This is a genomic window from Mycetocola sp. Y719, from assembly GCF_056713205.1.
The window spans coordinates 61,091-77,441 of record NZ_JBWYGY010000002.1 but is presented as its reverse complement, the minus strand read 5'-3'; the positions used below and the strand labels follow the sequence as shown (position 1 = coordinate 77,441).

The 16,351-nt window shown below is 67.5% G+C and carries 18 protein-coding genes; 10 read left to right on the top strand and 8 right to left on the bottom strand.

Features of this window, described 5'->3' with window-relative positions:
- Nucleotides 1-3: 3 nt before the first annotated feature.
- The 3 genes from AC1M0F_RS06710 to AC1M0F_RS06700 form a co-directional block, all read right to left on the bottom strand.
- Nucleotides 4-693: a DUF6584 family protein gene (locus AC1M0F_RS06710; protein ID WP_480237449.1), complete on the bottom strand. Its 690-nt coding sequence runs from the start codon at nt 691-693 to the stop codon at nt 4-6.
- A gap of 23 nt (nt 694-716) precedes the next feature.
- Nucleotides 717-1,595, bottom strand: coding sequence for a carbohydrate kinase family protein (locus tag AC1M0F_RS06705; RefSeq protein WP_480237448.1), 879 nt, complete (start codon nt 1,593-1,595; stop codon nt 717-719).
- Nucleotides 1,596-1,656: 61 nt separating this feature from the next.
- Nucleotides 1,657-2,283, bottom strand: coding sequence for an SACE_7040 family transcriptional regulator (locus AC1M0F_RS06700; protein WP_480237447.1), 627 nt, complete (start codon nt 2,281-2,283; stop codon nt 1,657-1,659).
- A gap of 233 nt (nt 2,284-2,516) precedes the next feature.
- Between AC1M0F_RS06700 and AC1M0F_RS06695 the strand changes: the two genes are divergently transcribed.
- From AC1M0F_RS06695 to AC1M0F_RS06660, 8 genes are all read left to right on the top strand, one after another.
- A complete protein-coding gene (locus tag AC1M0F_RS06695; protein ID WP_480237446.1) occupies nt 2,517-4,124 on the top strand; it encodes a carboxyl transferase domain-containing protein in 1,608 nt (535 codons plus the stop codon).
- Between the two features lie 4 nt (nt 4,125-4,128).
- Entirely contained in the window at nt 4,129-6,183 is a 2,055-nt protein-coding gene (locus AC1M0F_RS06690) for an acetyl/propionyl/methylcrotonyl-CoA carboxylase subunit alpha (protein ID WP_480237445.1), read from the top strand.
- Nucleotides 6,180-7,346, top strand: a complete 1,167-nt coding sequence (locus tag AC1M0F_RS06685; protein ID WP_480237444.1) for an acyl-CoA dehydrogenase family protein — start codon at nt 6,180-6,182, stop codon at nt 7,344-7,346. The genes AC1M0F_RS06690 and AC1M0F_RS06685 overlap by 4 nt, the downstream gene beginning before the upstream one ends.
- A 45-nt stretch (nt 7,347-7,391) precedes the next feature.
- Entirely contained in the window at nt 7,392-7,877 is a 486-nt protein-coding gene (locus AC1M0F_RS06680) for a MaoC family dehydratase (protein ID WP_480237443.1), read from the top strand.
- A complete protein-coding gene (locus AC1M0F_RS06675; RefSeq protein WP_480237442.1) occupies nt 7,874-8,719 on the top strand; it encodes an HpcH/HpaI aldolase/citrate lyase family protein in 846 nt (281 codons plus the stop codon). The genes AC1M0F_RS06680 and AC1M0F_RS06675 overlap by 4 nt, the downstream gene beginning before the upstream one ends.
- Before the next feature lie 265 nt (nt 8,720-8,984).
- A complete protein-coding gene (locus AC1M0F_RS06670) occupies nt 8,985-9,932 on the top strand; it encodes an aldo/keto reductase (RefSeq protein ID WP_480237441.1) in 948 nt (315 codons plus the stop codon).
- 77 nt (nt 9,933-10,009) lie between these two features.
- On the top strand, nt 10,010-11,398 hold the full coding sequence (locus AC1M0F_RS06665; RefSeq protein ID WP_480237440.1) for a M16 family metallopeptidase: 1,389 nt from the start codon (nt 10,010-10,012) through the stop codon (nt 11,396-11,398).
- A 5-nt stretch (nt 11,399-11,403) separates the two neighbouring features.
- Nucleotides 11,404-12,006 (top strand): histidine phosphatase family protein, encoded by a 603-nt coding sequence (locus AC1M0F_RS06660; protein ID WP_480238432.1) that lies wholly within the window; start codon nt 11,404-11,406, stop codon nt 12,004-12,006.
- Between the two features lie 8 nt (nt 12,007-12,014).
- Here AC1M0F_RS06660 and AC1M0F_RS06655 read toward each other — a convergent pair whose 3' ends face one another.
- Complete coding sequence (locus tag AC1M0F_RS06655) at nt 12,015-12,473, bottom strand: GNAT family N-acetyltransferase (RefSeq protein ID WP_480237439.1); 459 nt, start codon at nt 12,471-12,473, stop codon at nt 12,015-12,017.
- A gap of 46 nt (nt 12,474-12,519) precedes the next feature.
- On the opposite strand from AC1M0F_RS06655, the gene dapB reads away from it, so the two are divergent.
- Both dapB and AC1M0F_RS06645 read left to right on the top strand, forming a co-directional pair.
- Nucleotides 12,520-13,260, top strand: a complete 741-nt coding sequence (dapB, locus tag AC1M0F_RS06650) for a 4-hydroxy-tetrahydrodipicolinate reductase (protein WP_480237438.1) — start codon at nt 12,520-12,522, stop codon at nt 13,258-13,260.
- Nucleotides 13,257-13,697, top strand: a complete 441-nt coding sequence (locus tag AC1M0F_RS06645; RefSeq protein ID WP_480237437.1) for a hypothetical protein — start codon at nt 13,257-13,259, stop codon at nt 13,695-13,697. The genes dapB and AC1M0F_RS06645 overlap by 4 nt, the downstream gene beginning before the upstream one ends.
- A gap of 183 nt (nt 13,698-13,880) precedes the next feature.
- On the opposite strand, the gene AC1M0F_RS06640 is transcribed toward AC1M0F_RS06645, so the two are convergent.
- From AC1M0F_RS06640 to AC1M0F_RS06625, 4 genes are all read right to left on the bottom strand, one after another.
- Nucleotides 13,881-14,774 carry a TIGR01777 family oxidoreductase gene (locus AC1M0F_RS06640; RefSeq protein ID WP_480237436.1) on the bottom strand — a complete coding sequence of 298 codons (894 nt, stop codon included), beginning with the start codon at nt 14,772-14,774 and terminating at the stop codon, nt 13,881-13,883.
- Between the two features lie 28 nt (nt 14,775-14,802).
- Nucleotides 14,803-15,228: an OsmC family peroxiredoxin gene (locus tag AC1M0F_RS06635; RefSeq protein WP_480237435.1), complete on the bottom strand. Its 426-nt coding sequence runs from the start codon at nt 15,226-15,228 to the stop codon at nt 14,803-14,805.
- Nucleotides 15,229-15,307: 79 nt separating this feature from the next.
- Nucleotides 15,308-15,781 (bottom strand): DUF4395 domain-containing protein, encoded by a 474-nt coding sequence (locus AC1M0F_RS06630; protein WP_480237434.1) that lies wholly within the window; start codon nt 15,779-15,781, stop codon nt 15,308-15,310.
- On the bottom strand, nt 15,768-16,247 hold the full coding sequence (locus AC1M0F_RS06625; protein ID WP_480237433.1) for a TlpA family protein disulfide reductase: 480 nt from the start codon (nt 16,245-16,247) through the stop codon (nt 15,768-15,770). Before AC1M0F_RS06625 ends, AC1M0F_RS06630 begins: the two co-directional genes overlap by 14 nt.
- Nucleotides 16,248-16,351 lie beyond the last annotated feature (104 nt).

The following is a 16,351-nucleotide window of genomic DNA, read 5'->3' as shown; positions in this document are numbered from 1 at the left end:
AGATCAGGACGTGACAAGGTCGAGGAATCCCAGGACGCAGGTCGCCGTGAGAAGCACGCCTCCGATTCCGCTCCACAGAGTCGTGATCCATTTCCGATCGGCCGCGGCCGCAGCCGACATCGCGAGGAGGGAGAAACTTGCCAGCGTCCCGCATGCCACACCGATGATCTGGGCAAGGCCCCGCGGATCGCCAAGCTGGAAGGCAGTGGAGAAATACACGGCAAGCACGCCGAGTATCGAGACCAGAGCGAAGAAGACCCATCCGGTTCCGGCCATGTCGGTGAAAACGTCACTCCGCTCGCTTGCCCTCGAGAGTGCCTCGAAGCCCCGACTTTCGCGGTAGGCGTTCATCGGACCCTCCAAAACCTGCTCGAGATCCGGGAAACCATTCGTGGTCGCCGGCAGCACAAGAAAAGCCCTGACATCATCATCGGCCACAGCTGAAGCAACGAGAAGCCTGGCCAGTCGGTCTTTCTCGAGCGGAGTCGTCCAGCCCTCGATCGAGACGCCCCATCGTCCCGCTTGATCGGGGCAGCCCAACTCCCGGTAGAACTCCGCAAGCGTGCGGCGAAGAGATACTTCGTCGGGTTCCGCCCTGACTGCCGTCTTTAAAGATTCGAGGGCGCCCCGTCGCTTGCCGGCATGCCACAGCCTATGGGCACGCTCGACCTTCGCGGCGGATTCTTCTCGCATTGAGCGCAACCCGCGATCGTCATTCATTCGGCTTCGCCCATCTGTGTTCGGATTACGGCATCCAGTGCCGGCGTCAGATGCCGTGACCCCAGAGCGACGGATGCCTGCAGCGCACCCGCCGACAGGGCATCCTCGATCGAAGCCCCGCCAAGGTGTGCGGCCAGGAAACCGGCGAAGAACGCGTCCCCGGCGCCGTTGGTGTCCACGATCATCTCGACCGGAGCAGCTGGAACCCGGTGAACAGCCAACTCGTCGTCGACCGCCATCGCTCCGTCTGCGCCGAGCGTGCACACGACGAGCCTGGCTCCACCGGCGATACACCCGCGCATGAACTCGAGTGGGTCTCGGAGGCCGTCCGCGTTCATGAAGATGTATGAGGCCGCGTCGATGAACGGCTGGTGGAACGGGTTCACGCCGTCGTAGTCATGGATGTCCGTCCAGACTTCGATCCCGGCGTTCCGCACCGGTTCGATCAGCGCGAGCGACGATTCCGCCAGGTCGAGCACGGCGATGTCCGAACTCGTCGCGAGCTCGATGGCCGAAGCCCGGTCTACGCGCGGTGTGGGCGTGCTCAGGTAGATGGACAGTCGCTCCCCGGCAGGCGTCATGAGGTTGAGGTGGCGCTCCGACGCCCCGTCGGCATCCTCGGCGACGAAAGTCAGCCCGGCGCCCACGAGCGTCGCCAGGATGCGCTCGCCGACGGCATCCTGAGCGACGAGGGTGTGTAGCACGACATCGCACCCGAGAGCTGAGAGGTTCAGCGCCTTGCCCGCGGATGTTCCCCCGAGCGTCTCGTACGAACCCCGCGCGAACAGGGTATGCGCCCGAGCGGCCGGAAGCTCGTCGACAGAGACGAGCTGGTTCCAGGACACGGGGCCGGAGACGAGGATGCGCGGTGACATGCCACCATCCAAGCGGTCGGAGGGTGAGAAACGTGCCCGACCCGCAGGAGGAGCGGCGGGATTACCGGAGTGCGGCCAGCGCCATTCGTTCGAGAACGTCGCGGAGCGCGTCGTGGGGGAGCTCATGGCCGCTGTACGGCGTCGAGTTCATCAGCCCGAACGTCGCGTGTGCTCGGATCCTGAGAACGGCGACGTCCACGCCGGGCTGCATCCGCTGGAGGATGCCGACCCACAGTTCCACATAGCGGCGCTGGAGGGTTCTGACGGTGTGGCGGTCGTCGTCGGAGAGACTGTCGAGGTCGCGATCCTGCACGCGGATCACGTCCGGGTTCGCGAGCGCGAAACGCACATGGAATTCGACCAGAGCCCGCAGTGCGAGTTCGCCGCCTGGGGCTCGGGTGACGACCTCGGTGCCGCCGTGGAGGAGTTCGCGGCTCACATCGATGAGGATCGCTGCGAGGAGCGCCTGCTTGCTCTCGAAGTGCCGGTATACGGCAGGGCCGCTCATGCCGACCGCAGACCCGAGGTCTTCGATCGAGACGCCGTTGAACCCGCGATCGGCGAAGTGCCGTGCTGCGGCGCTCAGAAGTGCTTCGCGGCGCTGTGCCTTGGCCTCGCTCCTGCCCAGGCGAAGTGATGAGGTGTCGTCGGTGTCGTGTCGTGATGCGAGCTGGGTGTCATCGGCCATGGCGTCCTCCATTGGAAGCGAAGCGGGACGGTGTGGGGTGAATTCATCGTGACGATGACGTCAGTTAGTGCATCGTAACCGACCCGACCCACGTCCTCAAGTCGGGTATCGGGATGCGTCACGCCGCCCGTCGCTGTCGTGCTGGACTTTCCAGTTAGCTCGTACTAACCTTATCGTCAGTTAGTGACGCCTAACCGAGTTGGTCAGCGTCCTCGAGCGCACAAGGAATGTCAATGCAGACACTGATCTCGTCGGTCTCTCCGTCGAGCGATTCGTTCGCGCGTAACGACGAGGAGCAACGCAAGCTCGTCGCCGACCTGCGTGAACGCCTCGCTGTCGCCGCCCAGGGCGGTCCCGAGAAAGCTCGCCACCGCCACGTCTCCCGCGGCAAACTCCTGCCGAGGGAGCGGATCGACGAACTCCTCGACGAGGGCAGCCCGTTCCTCGAAATCGCGCCCCTCGCCGCGACGGGCATGTACCACGACGCCAGTCCGGGAGCCGGAGTGATCGCAGGTATCGGCCTCGTCCACGGTCGCCAGGTCCTCGTGATCTCGAACGACGCCACGGTCAAAGGCGGCACGTACTACCCGCTCACCGTGAAGAAGCACCTCCGCGCCCAGGAGATCGCCCTCGAGAACCGGCTCCCATGCATCTACCTCGTCGACTCCGGTGGCGCGTTCCTGCCCATGCAGGACGAGGTGTTCCCCGACCGCGACCACTTCGGCCGCATCTTCTACAACCAGGCCCAGCTCTCCGCACGGAAGATCCCCCAGATCGCGGCCGTTCTCGGCTCGTGCACCGCCGGCGGTGCCTACGTCCCGGCGATGAGCGACGAAACCGTCATCGTGCGCGAGCAGGGCACGATCTTCCTCGGCGGCCCTCCGCTGGTCAAGGCGGCCATCGGCGAGATCGTCACCGCGGAGGAACTCGGTGGAGGTGACGTTCACGCCCGGGTCTCCGGCGTCACCGACCACCTCGCCGAAGACGACGCCCACGCCCTCTCGATCGTGCGCGACATCGTCTCGACGCTGCCGCCGGCATCCGAACCGGACTGGTCGATCGTCGAGAGCCGCGAACCGCTCGTCCCGATCGATGAGCTCTACGGGGCCGTTCCGACCGACGTGCAGGCCCCGTACGACGTGCGAGAAGTCATCGCGCGTCTCGTCGACGCGAGTGAGTTCCACGAGTTCAAGAAGGAGTACGGCACCACCCTCGTCACCGGCTTCGCCCGACTGCACGGCCACTCGGTCGGCATCGTCGCCAACAACGGCGTGCTGTTCTCTGAATCCGCACAGAAGGGAGCGCACTTCATCGAACTGTGCGACCAACGCGGCATCCCCCTAATCTTCCTCCAGAACATCTCCGGCTTCATGGTCGGCCGGGACTACGAGGCGGGCGGCATCGCCAAACACGGCGCCAAGATGGTCACGGCCGTCGCCACCACACGCGTGCCCAAGCTCACCGTCGTCATCGGAGGATCGTTCGGCGCGGGCAACTACTCGATGTGCGGCAGGGCATACTCGCCCCGATTCCTCTGGATGTGGCCGGCTTCCCGGATTTCCGTCATGGGCGGACCCCAGGCCGCAGGCGTCCTCGCTACGGTGAAGCGTGAACAGCACGAACGTGCGGGCACCGAGTGGTCGGCCGAGGACGAGGAGACGTTCAAGACCCCGATCCGCGAACAGTTCGAACACCAGGGCAGCCCCTATTACTCGACCGCCAGGCTGTGGGACGACGGCGTCATCGACCCGGCGGACACCCGCACCCTCCTCGGTCTCGCACTCGACGTGTGTGCCAACGCCCCGTTGCCCGACTCGGCCTTCGGCCTGTTCAGGATGTGACCAGATGACCGACATCGACACCCCACCGTTCGGCACCGTCCTCATCGCCAATCGCGGCGAGATCGCCTGCCGTGTCATTCGCACTCTCCGTACACTGGGCATCCGTTCGGTCGCCGTGTACAGCGAAGCAGACCGTGACGCGAAGCATGTGACGGATGCCGACAGCGCGATCCGCATCGGCCCGGCCTCTGCCGCGAAGAGCTACCTCGACATCGCGGCCGTGATCGGCGCGGCCAGGGCGAGCGGTGCAGACGCGATCCACCCCGGCTACGGCTTCCTGTCCGAGAACGCCGCCTTCGCGAGGGCGTGCGACGACGCAGGGATCGTATTCATCGGCCCCGGCGTCGACGCGCTCGAGGTCATGGGCGACAAGATCCGGTCGAAGAACCATGTGGCCGCGAGCGGTGTACCCGTCATCCCGGGCGACTCCCGGCCAGGGTTGAGCAACGCCGACCTCGCCGAAGCCGCCACCGCGGTCGGATATCCGCTGCTCATCAAGCCGTCAGCAGGCGGAGGAGGGAAGGGTATGCACGCCGTGCACGACCCGGCCGACCTCGACGCTGCGCTCGTCACGGCGCGACGGGTCGCGTCTGCCGCCTTCGGCGACGACACCCTCTTCCTCGAGCGGCTGATCCCGAGTCCCCGGCACATCGAAGTCCAGCTTCTGGCTGACAGCCACGGCACCGTCATCCATCTCGGCGAACGTGAATGTTCCCTGCAGCGCCGCCACCAGAAGGTCATCGAAGAGGCACCGTCTCCGTTGCTCGACGCGGACACCCGCCGTCGGATCGGCGAGGCGGCCTGTCGTGTCGCCGAGAGCGTCGGATACACCGGAGCGGGCACTGTCGAGTTCCTCGTGTCGGCTGAGCGCCCCGACGAGTTCTTCTTCATGGAGATGAACACGCGGCTCCAGGTGGAGCACCCCGTCACCGAGCAGGTCACCGGCCTCGACCTGGTGGCGGAACAGGTACGCATCGCCGCCGGGCAGCCACTCTCCATCGCCCAGTCCGACGTCACGCTCACCGGCCACGCCATAGAAGCGCGGGTGTACGCGGAGAACCCCGAGCGCCGCTTCCTGCCGGCGACAGGCACCGTCGTCGAACTGCAGGAGCCGGCAGGAGCGGGGATCCGCGTCGACAGCTCCCTTCGGCAGGGACTCGTCATCGGCAGCGACTACGACCCGATGCTCGCCAAGGTCATCGCGCACGGCGCCGACCGAGCAGAGGCTCTCCGCCGCCTCGACCGGGCGCTCGCCGAAACCACTGTGCTCGGCGTTCGCACCAACATCGAGTACCTGCGACTCCTCCTCGCCGACGACGCCGTGCGAGCGGGCGACCTCGACACGTCCCTCATCGATCGTCGGCTGCCTGACCTCCGCTTTCGGCGACCCACAGACGAGCTCCTCGCCGCTGCCGCCCTCCTGTTGCATGCAGAACGCGAAGCGGCGTCGACCGGTTCGCCCTGGTCCCGGCCGAGCGGCTGGCGGCTGGGGAATCCGCGGCCGACGAGGTACACGTTCGCACTCGACGGAGGCGAGACCGCGACGGCCTCCGTCCTCTGGGGCCCGGAAACGGCATCCGTTCGCGTCAACGACGGTGAGGCACAGGGGGCGTCGCTCCGGGCCGTCGACGGCATCGTCCACGCATTCAGCTGGGGGAGCGGCACTCGGATGCTCCGCCTCGTGCACGCCGGGACATCCGTCTGGGTGTCCGACTCCGGGTACACCGTCGAGCTGCCCGTTCTCACCAGGGCCGACCGGCTGGCCGCCAGGCTCGCGCTCATCTCCCGGGCCGCCTCCCCGCACAGCCCCGAGGTGCGCTCACCGATGCCGGGCACCGTCATCAGTGTGGACGTCACCACCGGGTCGACGGTCGACGCAGGCAGCACGCTCGTCGTCGTCGAGGCCATGAAGATGGAGCACAAACTCACGGCGAGCGTCGCCGGTGAGGTCACCATCCACGTCGCCGCCGGTGACCTCGTGAAGCTCGACCAGCTCGTCGCCACCCTCGTCCCGACCACTCAGCCAGAACTCTCGACTGTCGAAGGAGACACCGAATGAACACCGAACTCACCGAAGCCCACCAGAAGATCGTCGACGAGGTCAGGGACTTCGCCACAACCGTCGTGGCACCCGCCGCATACTCCTACGACACCGAACGTCGGCTGCCGATGGAGATCATCGCCCAGATGGGCGAGATGGGCCTGTTCGGTCTGCCGTTCCCCGCCGAGTACGGCGGCCAGGGCCAGGACTACTTCGCCCTCTGCCTCGCGGTCGAAGAGCTCGGCCGGGTCGACCAGTCCATCGGAGTCACCCTCGAAGCCGGTGTCGGCCTCGGCGCGATGCCCGTCTACCGGTTCGGTACGGACGCGCAGCGCGAGCAGTTCCTGCCGATGCTGGCGAAGGGCGAGGCGCTCGCCGGGTTCGGCCTCACGGAGGCGGAGGCAGGATCAGACGCGTCCGCCACGAAGACCAACGCCCACCTGGAGAACGGCGAATGGGTCATCAACGGCACGAAGCAGTTCATCACCAACTCCGGCACGCCGATCACCCGGCTCGTCACGATCACTGCCGTGACCGGTGAGAGCGAGCGGGCAGACGGAAGCGCCAAGAAGGAGCTCTCGACGATCCTCGTCCCGACGCCGATCGACGGTTTCACGGTCGAGCCCGCCTACGACAAGGTCGGCTGGCACACCTCGGACACCCACCCGCTCACCCTGAAGAACGTGCGGGTTCCCGAGGCCAACCTGCTGGGCGAGCGTGGCCGCGGCTACGCCAACTTCCTCAAGATCCTCGACGAAGGACGCATCGCGTTCGCCGCGCTCTGCACCGGCGCCGCCCAGGGCTGCGTCGACGAAGCGGTCCGGTACGCCTCGACGCGAAACGTCTTCGGCAAGAACATCGGCTCCCACCAGTACGTCGCTTTCAAGATCGCACGGATGGAAGCCCGCGCGACCGCTGCGAGGATGGCGTACTACCACGCAGCATCGCTTCTCCTGGCAGGCAAACCATTCAAGAAGGAAGCCTCCATCGCGAAGCTCGTCGGCAGCGAGGCGGCCATGGACAACGCCAGGGACGCCACCCAGATCTGGGGCGGGTACGGCTACCTCAACGAGAACACCGTTGCGCGTCACTACCGCGACTCGAAGATCCTCGAGATCGGCGAGGGCACGAGCGAAGTGCAGCTGATGATCATCGCCAGGGAGCTGGGCTTCGAGGCCTAGGCTGTGGCGAGGGAAGGGCTGGACGTGTCTGGAGAAGGAGAGTCCATGGCTGGCGAGCGCAGGCGGATCGAGCAGCGTGGTCTGTATTTCGAGGAGTTCGACCTCGATGCGGTCTACCTCCATCGCCCCGGCCGCACGGTGACCGAGGCGGACAACGTGTTCTTCACGACCATGACGATGAACACGCAGTCGCTTCATCTCGACGCGGCGTGGAGCGAAACGCAACCGTTCGGCCAGCGACTGGTGAACTCGATGTTCACCCTGTCGACGGTGGTCGGCGCGTCGGTTGCCCAGCTCAGCCAGGGCACGATCGTCGCGAACCTCGGTTTCGAGGAGGTCAGGTTTCCTGCGCCGCTCTTCCACGGGGACACGCTGTACTCCGAGACGGTGGTCCGCGCCAAGCGTCTTTCGGGCTCGCGCCCAGGTCAGGGCATCGTCACGTTCGAGCACACCGGACGCAACCAGGACGACGTCGTCGTGGTGACAGCCGTGCGGAACACGCTGATCTGGTGCAAGGACGCCGCACCGTGACCGACTTCGACCTCGGCCCAGCCCTGCTGTTCTGTCCGGCAGACCGCCCCGACCGGTATGAGAAGGCCGCGGCGCGGGCGGATGCCGTCATCCTCGACCTCGAGGACGCCGTCCTTCCCGCTGACCGGGCCGCCGCGCGGCGTGCGGTCGCCGAGCATCCGCTCGACCCGGCGACGACTATCGTGCGGCTCAACCCGGCGGGGACCGACGACTTCCACGCTGATCTCGCCGCGCTGGCTCCCACCGGCTATCGCACGGTCATGCTCGCCAAGACCGAAAGCGCTGCAGACGTGGATGCCGTCGGCATCGGTTTCCGCGTGATCGGACTGTGCGAGACGGCGCGCGGCGTGCTCGCCGCGCAGGAGATCGCCGCCCATCCGTCCACCGTCGCCCTGATGTGGGGAGCCGAGGACCTCGTCGCCTCGCTCGGGGGCACGGCGAGTCGGCGCGCCGACGGGCGTTATCGTCCGCTCGCCGTCCATGCCCGCTCGGCCGTCCTCCTTGCCGCAGGTGCCGGCGGCGTCGCGGCCATCGATTCGGTCTACCTCGACATCGCCGATCTCGCCGGTCTCGCCGACGAAGTCCATGATGCGTCCGCCTCCGGCTTCGCCGCGACGGCGTGCATCCACCCGGGCCAGGTCGCGACGATCCGCGCCGGATACGCCCCGACGGCGGCGGAGATCGCGGACGCGACAGCGGTCCTGGCGGCGGCGGAAAACGCCGCGGGCGTGTTCCGTTTCGATGGGCGGATGGTCGATGAACCGGTGCTCAGGAACGCCCGTTCGGTGATCCGCCGGGCTCGTCGTGCGGACGCCAGGAACCTGGATACCAAATCGTTATGAACTATTTGCTTCGCTGACGCCGGTGCGGTCAGTCGGTGTCGGTCCTCTGGCATATTCTGGCCACAGGTGCGGGGGCGCTGAGTCTCTCGCATCCCGCGAAATTACGGGCGAAGTGGGTGATCGGATGTCGAGGATGATGCCTCGCCTGTTCGCAGCAGACCAGCCCGATGCCGGCCCCTCAGACGACAGTCGTCCGCAGTCCCCGCGGCGCGCGGCGCGGCCGGTGAGCCCGCCGGAGGAACACCCATCGTCACCGATCCCGGTCATGGGCGACAGCGCAGGTCTCGGCACCGCTATCAGGCGACCGCTCGGAGAGACCGACCTCAGCGTCTTCCCGCTCGCCCTTGGCACGAGTGTCTTCGGCTGGACGGCACAGGTCGACGCCAGCGCCGCGATCCTCAACCGCTACTACGACTTCGGCGGCAACTTCATCGACACGGCAGACAGCTACTCGGCCGGTCGAAGCGAACACATCATCGGCCAGTGGATGGCGCGCAGGGGCAATCGCGACCAGATCGTGCTCGCCACCAAGGTGGGCAACCACCCCGACAACCCCGGCCTCGGCCCCGTCAGCATGGTGCGGGCCGTCGAGGCGAGCCTCGAGCGACTGCAGACCGACCACATCGACCTGCTCTACTTCCACCTCGACGACCGCTCGGTTCCGCTCGAAGACAGCCTCGGCACAGCACAGTGGCTGATCGAGACCGGCAAGGTGCGCCACCTGGGTGCGTCGAACTTCAGCGCCGAACGTCTCGTCGAAGCCCGCATCCTCAGCGCGGCCGGCTACCCGCGGCTCGAAGCGCTCGAAACCCACTACAGCCTGCTGCACCGCCAGCCGTTCGAAGGTGACCTCGGGCTCGTCAGCCGCGGTCAGCGGCTCGGCGTCATGCCCTACTTCGCGCTCGAGAACGGTTTCCTCACCGGAAAGTACCGATCCAGGTCCGACCTCGACGGTTCAACTCGCGGTGCGAGGGTTGCGCGTCACCTCAACCGCGGCGGACTCCGGGTGCTGCACGCCCTCGACGGCGTCGCTGCCGAGCACAACGCCCCCGTCGCATCGATCGCACTGGCGTGGCTGCTGGCGAAACCAGGGGTCGTCGCCCCGGTTGCGAGCGCGTCGCAGGCCGACCAGATCGACGCCCTCGTGGCATCCCCGGCCATCCGCCTCACCCGTGGCCAGCTCGTCGAGCTCGAACGCGCCGCTCGCGTCTGACGCGACCGCGCCGATCAGGGCGCAAGCCCCCGGACGGGCGTGCGACAGTGTCGTCCCTCTGCCGTAGGGTGGAAGGGATGAACGGCGCCATTGACCTTCCGCTCGATGTTGCCGAGCTGTCCTTTGCTGCATCCGGCGATGCACTCGTCCGCCGGACGGTGTTGCCGAGCGGCGTTCGAATCCTCAGCGAACACGTCCCGGGCAGCCGCAGCGCGACGCTCGGTTACTGGGTCGCTGTCGGATCCCGCGACGAGCTGCCCGCAACGCCGGCCATCGGCGCATCGCCTGCCCGAGAGTCCGGCTACGGTTCCACCCATTTTCTCGAGCACCTGCTTTTCAAGGGAACCCCGACGCGAACCTCCCTCGACATCGCGATCGCCTTCGACTCGGTCGGCGGAGAGCACAACGCGCTCACCGCCAAGGAGCACACCTGCTACTACGCGAAGGTGCGCGACCGCGACCTGGCCATGGCGGTCGACGTGATCGCCGACATGCTGACCTCGTCCCTCCTCGACCCGACGGAATTCGAAACCGAACGCGGCGTCATCCTCGAAGAGCTGGCGATGGCTGAGGACGACCCGGCAGACGTCGCGAGCCAGAACCTCTTCGAGGCCGTCCTCGGCGACCATGCCCTCGGGCGACCGATCGGCGGCACACCGGAAACCATCAGGCAGGCGACGCGCGACGCCGTCCACGCGCACTACCGCGAGAACTACCGTCCTCAGGACCTCGTCATCACTGCGGCAGGGGCTGTCGACCACGACGCCCTCGTCGCCGACGTCACCCATGCACTCGTCGCGGCCGGCTGGGACCTCTCGGTGACGGCGCGTCCGGTCGAACGTCGCGGCCTGGACGAATCGACCGTCACCAGGCGGTCTCACCTCTCGGTCGAGACCCGACCGATCGAACAGGTTCACGTGCTGATCGGATTCCCGGGCCTCGCGGCATCCGACGACCGACGGCTGACCATGGGAGTGCTCAACTCCATCCTCGGCGGCGGGATGTCGTCGCGGCTGTTCCAGGAGATCCGCGAGAAGCGCGGGCTGGCCTACTCGGTGTACTCCTTCGGTGCGTCGTACTCAGACGCCGGAGTCTTCGGGCTCTACGGGGCATGCTCCCCGGCGAAGGCCCGCCAGGTCGCCGACCTCATGCTGTCCGAGCTGCGTCGGCTGGCAGCAGACGGCGTGACCGACGAAGAACTCGCGCGCGCCAACGGCCAGCTGTCCGGAGCATCCGCCCTCGCACTCGAAGATTCCGATACCCGGATGTCCCGGCTCGGCCGCGCCGAGATCACCCTCGGTGAATTCATCGACCTCGACGAGAGCCTTCGCAGGCTCGCGCTGGTCACCGCCGCCGAGGTCCAGGCACTCGCCGCGGACCTCGTCTCCCGCCCTCTCTCCCTCGCCGCCGTCGGAGCCGTCGATGATGACGTGTTCGCCGGATTCGGCGAGGACCACCAGGAGTGACTCTCGTGTCCCAGTACATCTATCTCGTCCGCCACGGTGAGCAGCAGGACGCCCAGCACGGTATGGGCGACGGCCCGCTCTCCGCCCGCGGACGGCGCCAGGCCCAGTTCCTCGCCGAACGCATCGGCGGTCTCCCGATGACCGCGGCCTATCACTCCCCGCTGCAGCGTGCGTCGGAGACGGCTCGCATCATCGGTGAACGGATGCCGTCGATCGAGTCGCAGCCCAGCGCCCTCCTGATGGACTGTGTCCCGACCGGGCGCACCCCGGAGATGCCGTCGTCGTACGCGCCGTTCTTCGGGTCGGTGACCGAGGCCGAGATCGATGCGGGAGCCGCCCAGATGTCCGACGCTGTCTCCGAGTTCCTTGCTCCGCGCAAGGGTGACCGCCACGACCTGCTCATCACCCACAACTTCGTCATCGCCTGGTTCGTGCGCGAGGTCCTCGGCGCCCCGGCGTGGCGGTGGATGACTCTCGACCAGGCGCACTGCGGCCTCACCATCATCCAGCGCAAGCCCGGCCGGCCCTGGACGCTGCTCACCCACAACGACCTCGGCCACCTGCCGATGGAAGTGCGAACAGGCCTGCCAGACCCGCTCCTGGTCTGAGACCGGCGTCAGAGAACGAGTTCCTTGCGGTACCAGTTCGTGGCGTTCGGGTTGTCGTTGTACGGCTCGACGCTGGCGTAGCCCATCGACTGGTACAGCCCTCCGGCGGCAGTGAGCGTGGCGTTCGTGTCGAGCACCACCTCTGTGGCCCCGAACTCGATCGCACGCCGTTCCAGGTCGGCGAGGAGTTCACGGCCCCAGCCCTTGCCGCGCGTCTCCGGGCGGAGGAAGAGGTGCTTCACCTCGTAGCGTTCGGGGCTCAGACGGCGGATGCCGCCGCACCCGACGGCGCGATCGCCGTCATGAACGAGAACGAAGACTCCAGCGGGCGGATCGAACTGTTCGGCAGCCGGGAACGAGATGGAGTACTCGCCGCCGACGAAGCTCAACTCGCGGCTGTGGAAATACTCCCAGAGGAGTTCCTGCGCGGTCGGGTCGGTGACGGGGGCTGTGGTGAAATCGGGCACCTGTCCAGCCTAAACCGACGGCGCTGGCGGCCTGTAGATTGGGAGCATGGGAACGAGCGTGGCAGTGGTCGGGGCAAGCGGCACGATGGGGCAGTTGTTCACACGGCTGATCGATGAGTCCCAGGGGTTCGAGGTGATCGCCAGGCTCGGTTCGTCCAGTGCTCTCGAGGAGATGGACGGCGCGGACATCGTCGTGGATGTGACCGCCCCCGCGGTCTCGCAAAAGGTCGTCTCCCACGCCATTCGTGCCGGCGCCAACGTGCTCGTCGGCACCTCGGGCTGGTCGCGTGAGCGACTCGCGGCGCTCAAGACCGAACTCGCGGACCGCGACAGCGGAGTTCTCGTCATCCCCAACTTCTCGCTCGGCTCGGTGCTCGGCACGACGCTCGCGACCATCGCCGGCCGGTTCTTCGACTCGATCGAGATCGTCGAAGCGCACAAGGCGACCAAGATCGATTCGCCGAGCGGCACCGCCGTGCGCACGGCCGAGCTCATCGGCGAGGCCAGGTCGGGTCTCGGGCCTGTCGAAGCACCGCACACCGACCAGCGGGCCCGCGGCCAGCAAGTGTCGAGCATCCCGATCCACAGCCTCAGGCTCGCCGGCATCGTCGCCCGCCAGGAAGTCGTGTTCGGCGGCACGGGGGAGACCCTCTCGATCACCCACAACACGATCGATGCGAGCTCGTACGAGCAGGGCATCCTGCTCGCGCTCGAGGCCGCCCGCACGGCGACCGGCCTGACCGTCGGCCTGGAGAACCTGATGGACCTCGGGATCTCCCGCGCATGACCACTCGGATCGGCGTGGCCGTGATGGCCGTCCTGCTCGTGATGTACCTCGTGCTCGTCGGCGACCGCGCGGTGAAGTTCCTGCTCACGGGTGAGCCCGTCGCGATCGTGATCGGTGCGGCGCTGATCGTTTTGCCGATCATCGGCGGTTGGGCGCTGGTCCGTGAGCTGCTGTTCGGGGTCAGGGCAGAGAAGCTCGGCCGCATCCTCGAATCCGAGAACGCGCTCCCGGCAGATGAGCTCCCGTTGCGCCCGAGCGGACGCCCCGAGCGCGACTCGGTCGACGCTGTGTTCCCGGAGTACCGCGCAGCCGTCGAGGCCGCACCGGAGGACTGGAGGGCGTGGTACCGACTCGGTCTCGCCTACGACGGCGCCGGTGACCGCAGGCGCGCCCGCGAGGCGATCCGCGAGGCGATCAGGCTCAACTCGGCGTCCTGACCCGCCGCTGAGCGCCCTGCCGCGGACGTGCGGTCGGTCCCAAGGGTCGTTCATGCCGTGCGCGAGTAACCCCTTGGGCGAAGTCGATCCCGACGTGGCATCCGCAGCCGTCGCGTCGAGTCACCTCGAACGGCTGTTCGTCATGCGTCTGAAGCGCGTTTTGCGGCTACTTGGCGCCCGCGATCAGCGCCCTCGGATCAACGCCGCGTCGACGGCCTTCTCCACGGTGCGGTGCGTGAAGACGAACCCGTCGCCGAGGAGCCGCGCCGGCTGCGGGTGCTGATCCACCAGCAGCAGGTCGCGTGCCGCATCGCCGAGGGCAGCCGTCACCGCGAACGCAGGAACCGGGAGGAAGAAGGGTCGGTTCAGCCTCATGGCGAGGTGACGCATCAGATCGTTGGCCGATGCAGCGGTCGGCCCCGTGACGTTGACCGGTCCGGCGAGTGTCCCGTCGAGAAGGTGCACGAGCGCCCTCGTCTCGTCGACAAGACTCACCCACGGCCACAGCTGTTCGCCGCCACCGAGGGGCCCGCTGAGCCCGGCGCGGGTGAGGAGCAGCAACGGCTTGAGCACGCCGTCCGTCGCCACGACGATGCCGCTGCGCGCGATCACGACGCGGGTGACGTCGTCGGCGCGACGCGCGGTGCGTTCCCACTCGGCGGTGACGTCGCTGAGGAACCCCGTTCCGCGCGCGCTGTCCTCGGTGAGAGTCTCATGCGGACGCGACCCGTAATAGCCGGCAGCGGATGAGCTGATGAACACCTCGGGAGGCACGGCTGCGGCGCGGATCGCCGTGACGAGCGTGCTCGTCGCCGCAACCCGGGATGCGAGGATCTCGCGTTTGTACCCCGGCGTCCACGGCAGGCGCCCGATCGAGGCACCGGAGAAGTTGACGACGGCTGTGGCACCGTCGAGCGCAGTCGGGTCGATGGTGCGCGACGCCGGATCCCAGAGAACGTCGCCCGGCCCGGGGTTCTTCCGAACCAGGCGGACCACCTCGTCGCCCCTCGCACGAAGTTCCTCGGTGAGCGCGGTTCCGATCAGGCCGGACGCACCGGCGATGACGACGCGCTTCACGGCGTCCGTCCGCCGATCGTGAGCGGCATCAGGCGAGGCTCGCCTCGATCGTGATCGGGATGCCCGCGAGTGCCTGCGACACCGGGCACGACGCCTTCGCCTCTGTGGCGATGCGCTCGAAATCCTCTTCGCTGATGCCAGGGACCCTCGCGCTCACGAGCAGGTGACTGCCCGTGATGCCGGTGCCGGGCTGGAACGTGACGGCCGCGGTGGTCTGGATGCTCTCGGGCGGGTTGCCTGCCTCGGTGAGCATGTTCGAGAACTGCATGCTGAAGCAGGCGGAGTGCGCCGCCCCGAGCAGTTCCTCGGGGGTGGTGACGCTTTCGGAGCCTTCGGCGCGGGCCTTCCAGTTCACCGGCAGGCTCGCTGCTTTCGAGGAGTCGAGTGAGACCGTTCCCTCGCCCTCGAAAAGTGTTCCGTTCCAGACGGTCGTTGCTTCGCTGGTTGCAGCCATGGCATCCTCCATACTCGCGTGCGGGCCTGTCGCCGCACGCCGAGCCTAACGGTTCACCCTGGCGTTATCACCCTCGGATTCAGGGTGCGACCGGCGTGCGGCCGAGCACCCCTGCACGAACGAGAAGCAGGTAGACCTGGCACCCGATGCAGTATCCGAAGACCGAGTTGAGGAACGCGGCGATGAAGGCGACGGATGCGGCGACGACGAGAGCGCCGGGAACAGACAGCAGATGCAGAACGAGACCGAGCGCGGTGACGGCGAAGCCGATGCACTGCGCGAAGGTCGGCGGGCGTGGGTCCTCGAGCTCGTCCTGGGCAGACAGCCGCGGCCGGACCAGCCACGCGAACAGCACACCGTACGGATGACGACGGATGCCGGCGAACGCGCCCCACGCGAACAGTGCGGTCACCAGCAGGTACAGCACGAGCGTCACCGTCGAGGCGCCGACGAGTCCGGCGAAAACGATCGCGGCCAGGAGGACCGCAGTGATGGCTGCGCCGAAACGCGGGCCCCGCGGATCGATGCCGCGGCTGGGGTCAGTGCTGGACATGGCTGCTCCTGGAAAGACGTGCGGGGCTGTGAGGACTGGAGGGAACGGGAGCGAGGACCGCTTCGATGGCGGAACGCTGGGGTACCCCGGCGCTGCGGGCGATCTGGCGACCGGCGGCGTCGAGAACGAGCACCGTGGGCGTCTGGGTGACCCGGAACCGGGCGGCGAGGTCCTGTCTGGAGGTGAGGTCGACGACAGCGACGTCGACGCCGCCGACTCCTGAGGCGACCGTGCGCAGCATCCGCTCGGTCGACGGGCACCGGGAGCAGAATTCGGTACTGAACTGTATGAGGGTCGCCCGGTCGCCGAATGCCACGTTTCCGTCGAAGTCGGCCGGTGTGAACGCGTCGTCGTCCGTGTCGGTTGCCCGCACGACCCTGCCGTCTCGACGACGCCAGAGCACGCCGGCGAGAGTGGACACGCCGACGAGGCCGGCGAGGGCCACAGCGGCGAGAAGGGGATCCATTCCCACACTGTATGAATCGCCCGAGCCCGGCGGCCCCGTGTGACAAAGAATGACGGACGCGCCGGGGGAGTCGACAGGGTGAGGGGGCGCAAAGCGCGATCACT

Bases quoted from the DNA above. Each gene is read 5' to 3' on its own strand.
- AC1M0F_RS06710 (WP_480237449.1), bottom strand. From the start codon at position 693: ATGCGAGAAGAATCCGCCGCGAAGGTCGAGCGTGCCCATAGGCTGTGG.
- AC1M0F_RS06705 (WP_480237448.1), bottom strand. From the start codon at position 1,595: ATGTCACCGCGCATCCTCGTCTCCGGCCCCGTGTCCTGGAACCAGCTC.
- AC1M0F_RS06700 (WP_480237447.1), bottom strand. From the start codon at position 2,283: ATGGCCGATGACACCCAGCTCGCATCACGACACGACACCGACGACACC.
- AC1M0F_RS06695 (WP_480237446.1), top strand. From the start codon at position 2,517: ATGCAGACACTGATCTCGTCGGTCTCTCCGTCGAGCGATTCGTTCGCG.
- AC1M0F_RS06690 (WP_480237445.1), top strand. From the start codon at position 4,129: ATGACCGACATCGACACCCCACCGTTCGGCACCGTCCTCATCGCCAAT.
- AC1M0F_RS06685 (WP_480237444.1), top strand. From the start codon at position 6,180: ATGAACACCGAACTCACCGAAGCCCACCAGAAGATCGTCGACGAGGTC.
- AC1M0F_RS06680 (WP_480237443.1), top strand. From the start codon at position 7,392: ATGGCTGGCGAGCGCAGGCGGATCGAGCAGCGTGGTCTGTATTTCGAG.
- AC1M0F_RS06670 (WP_480237441.1), top strand. From the start codon at position 8,985: ATGGGCGACAGCGCAGGTCTCGGCACCGCTATCAGGCGACCGCTCGGA.
- AC1M0F_RS06665 (WP_480237440.1), top strand. From the start codon at position 10,010: ATGAACGGCGCCATTGACCTTCCGCTCGATGTTGCCGAGCTGTCCTTT.
- dapB (WP_480237438.1), top strand. From the start codon at position 12,520: ATGGGAACGAGCGTGGCAGTGGTCGGGGCAAGCGGCACGATGGGGCAG.
- AC1M0F_RS06645 (WP_480237437.1), top strand. From the start codon at position 13,257: ATGACCACTCGGATCGGCGTGGCCGTGATGGCCGTCCTGCTCGTGATG.
- AC1M0F_RS06635 (WP_480237435.1), bottom strand. From the start codon at position 15,228: ATGGCTGCAACCAGCGAAGCAACGACCGTCTGGAACGGAACACTTTTC.
- AC1M0F_RS06630 (WP_480237434.1), bottom strand. From the start codon at position 15,781: ATGTCCAGCACTGACCCCAGCCGCGGCATCGATCCGCGGGGCCCGCGT.
- AC1M0F_RS06625 (WP_480237433.1), bottom strand. From the start codon at position 16,247: ATGGATCCCCTTCTCGCCGCTGTGGCCCTCGCCGGCCTCGTCGGCGTG.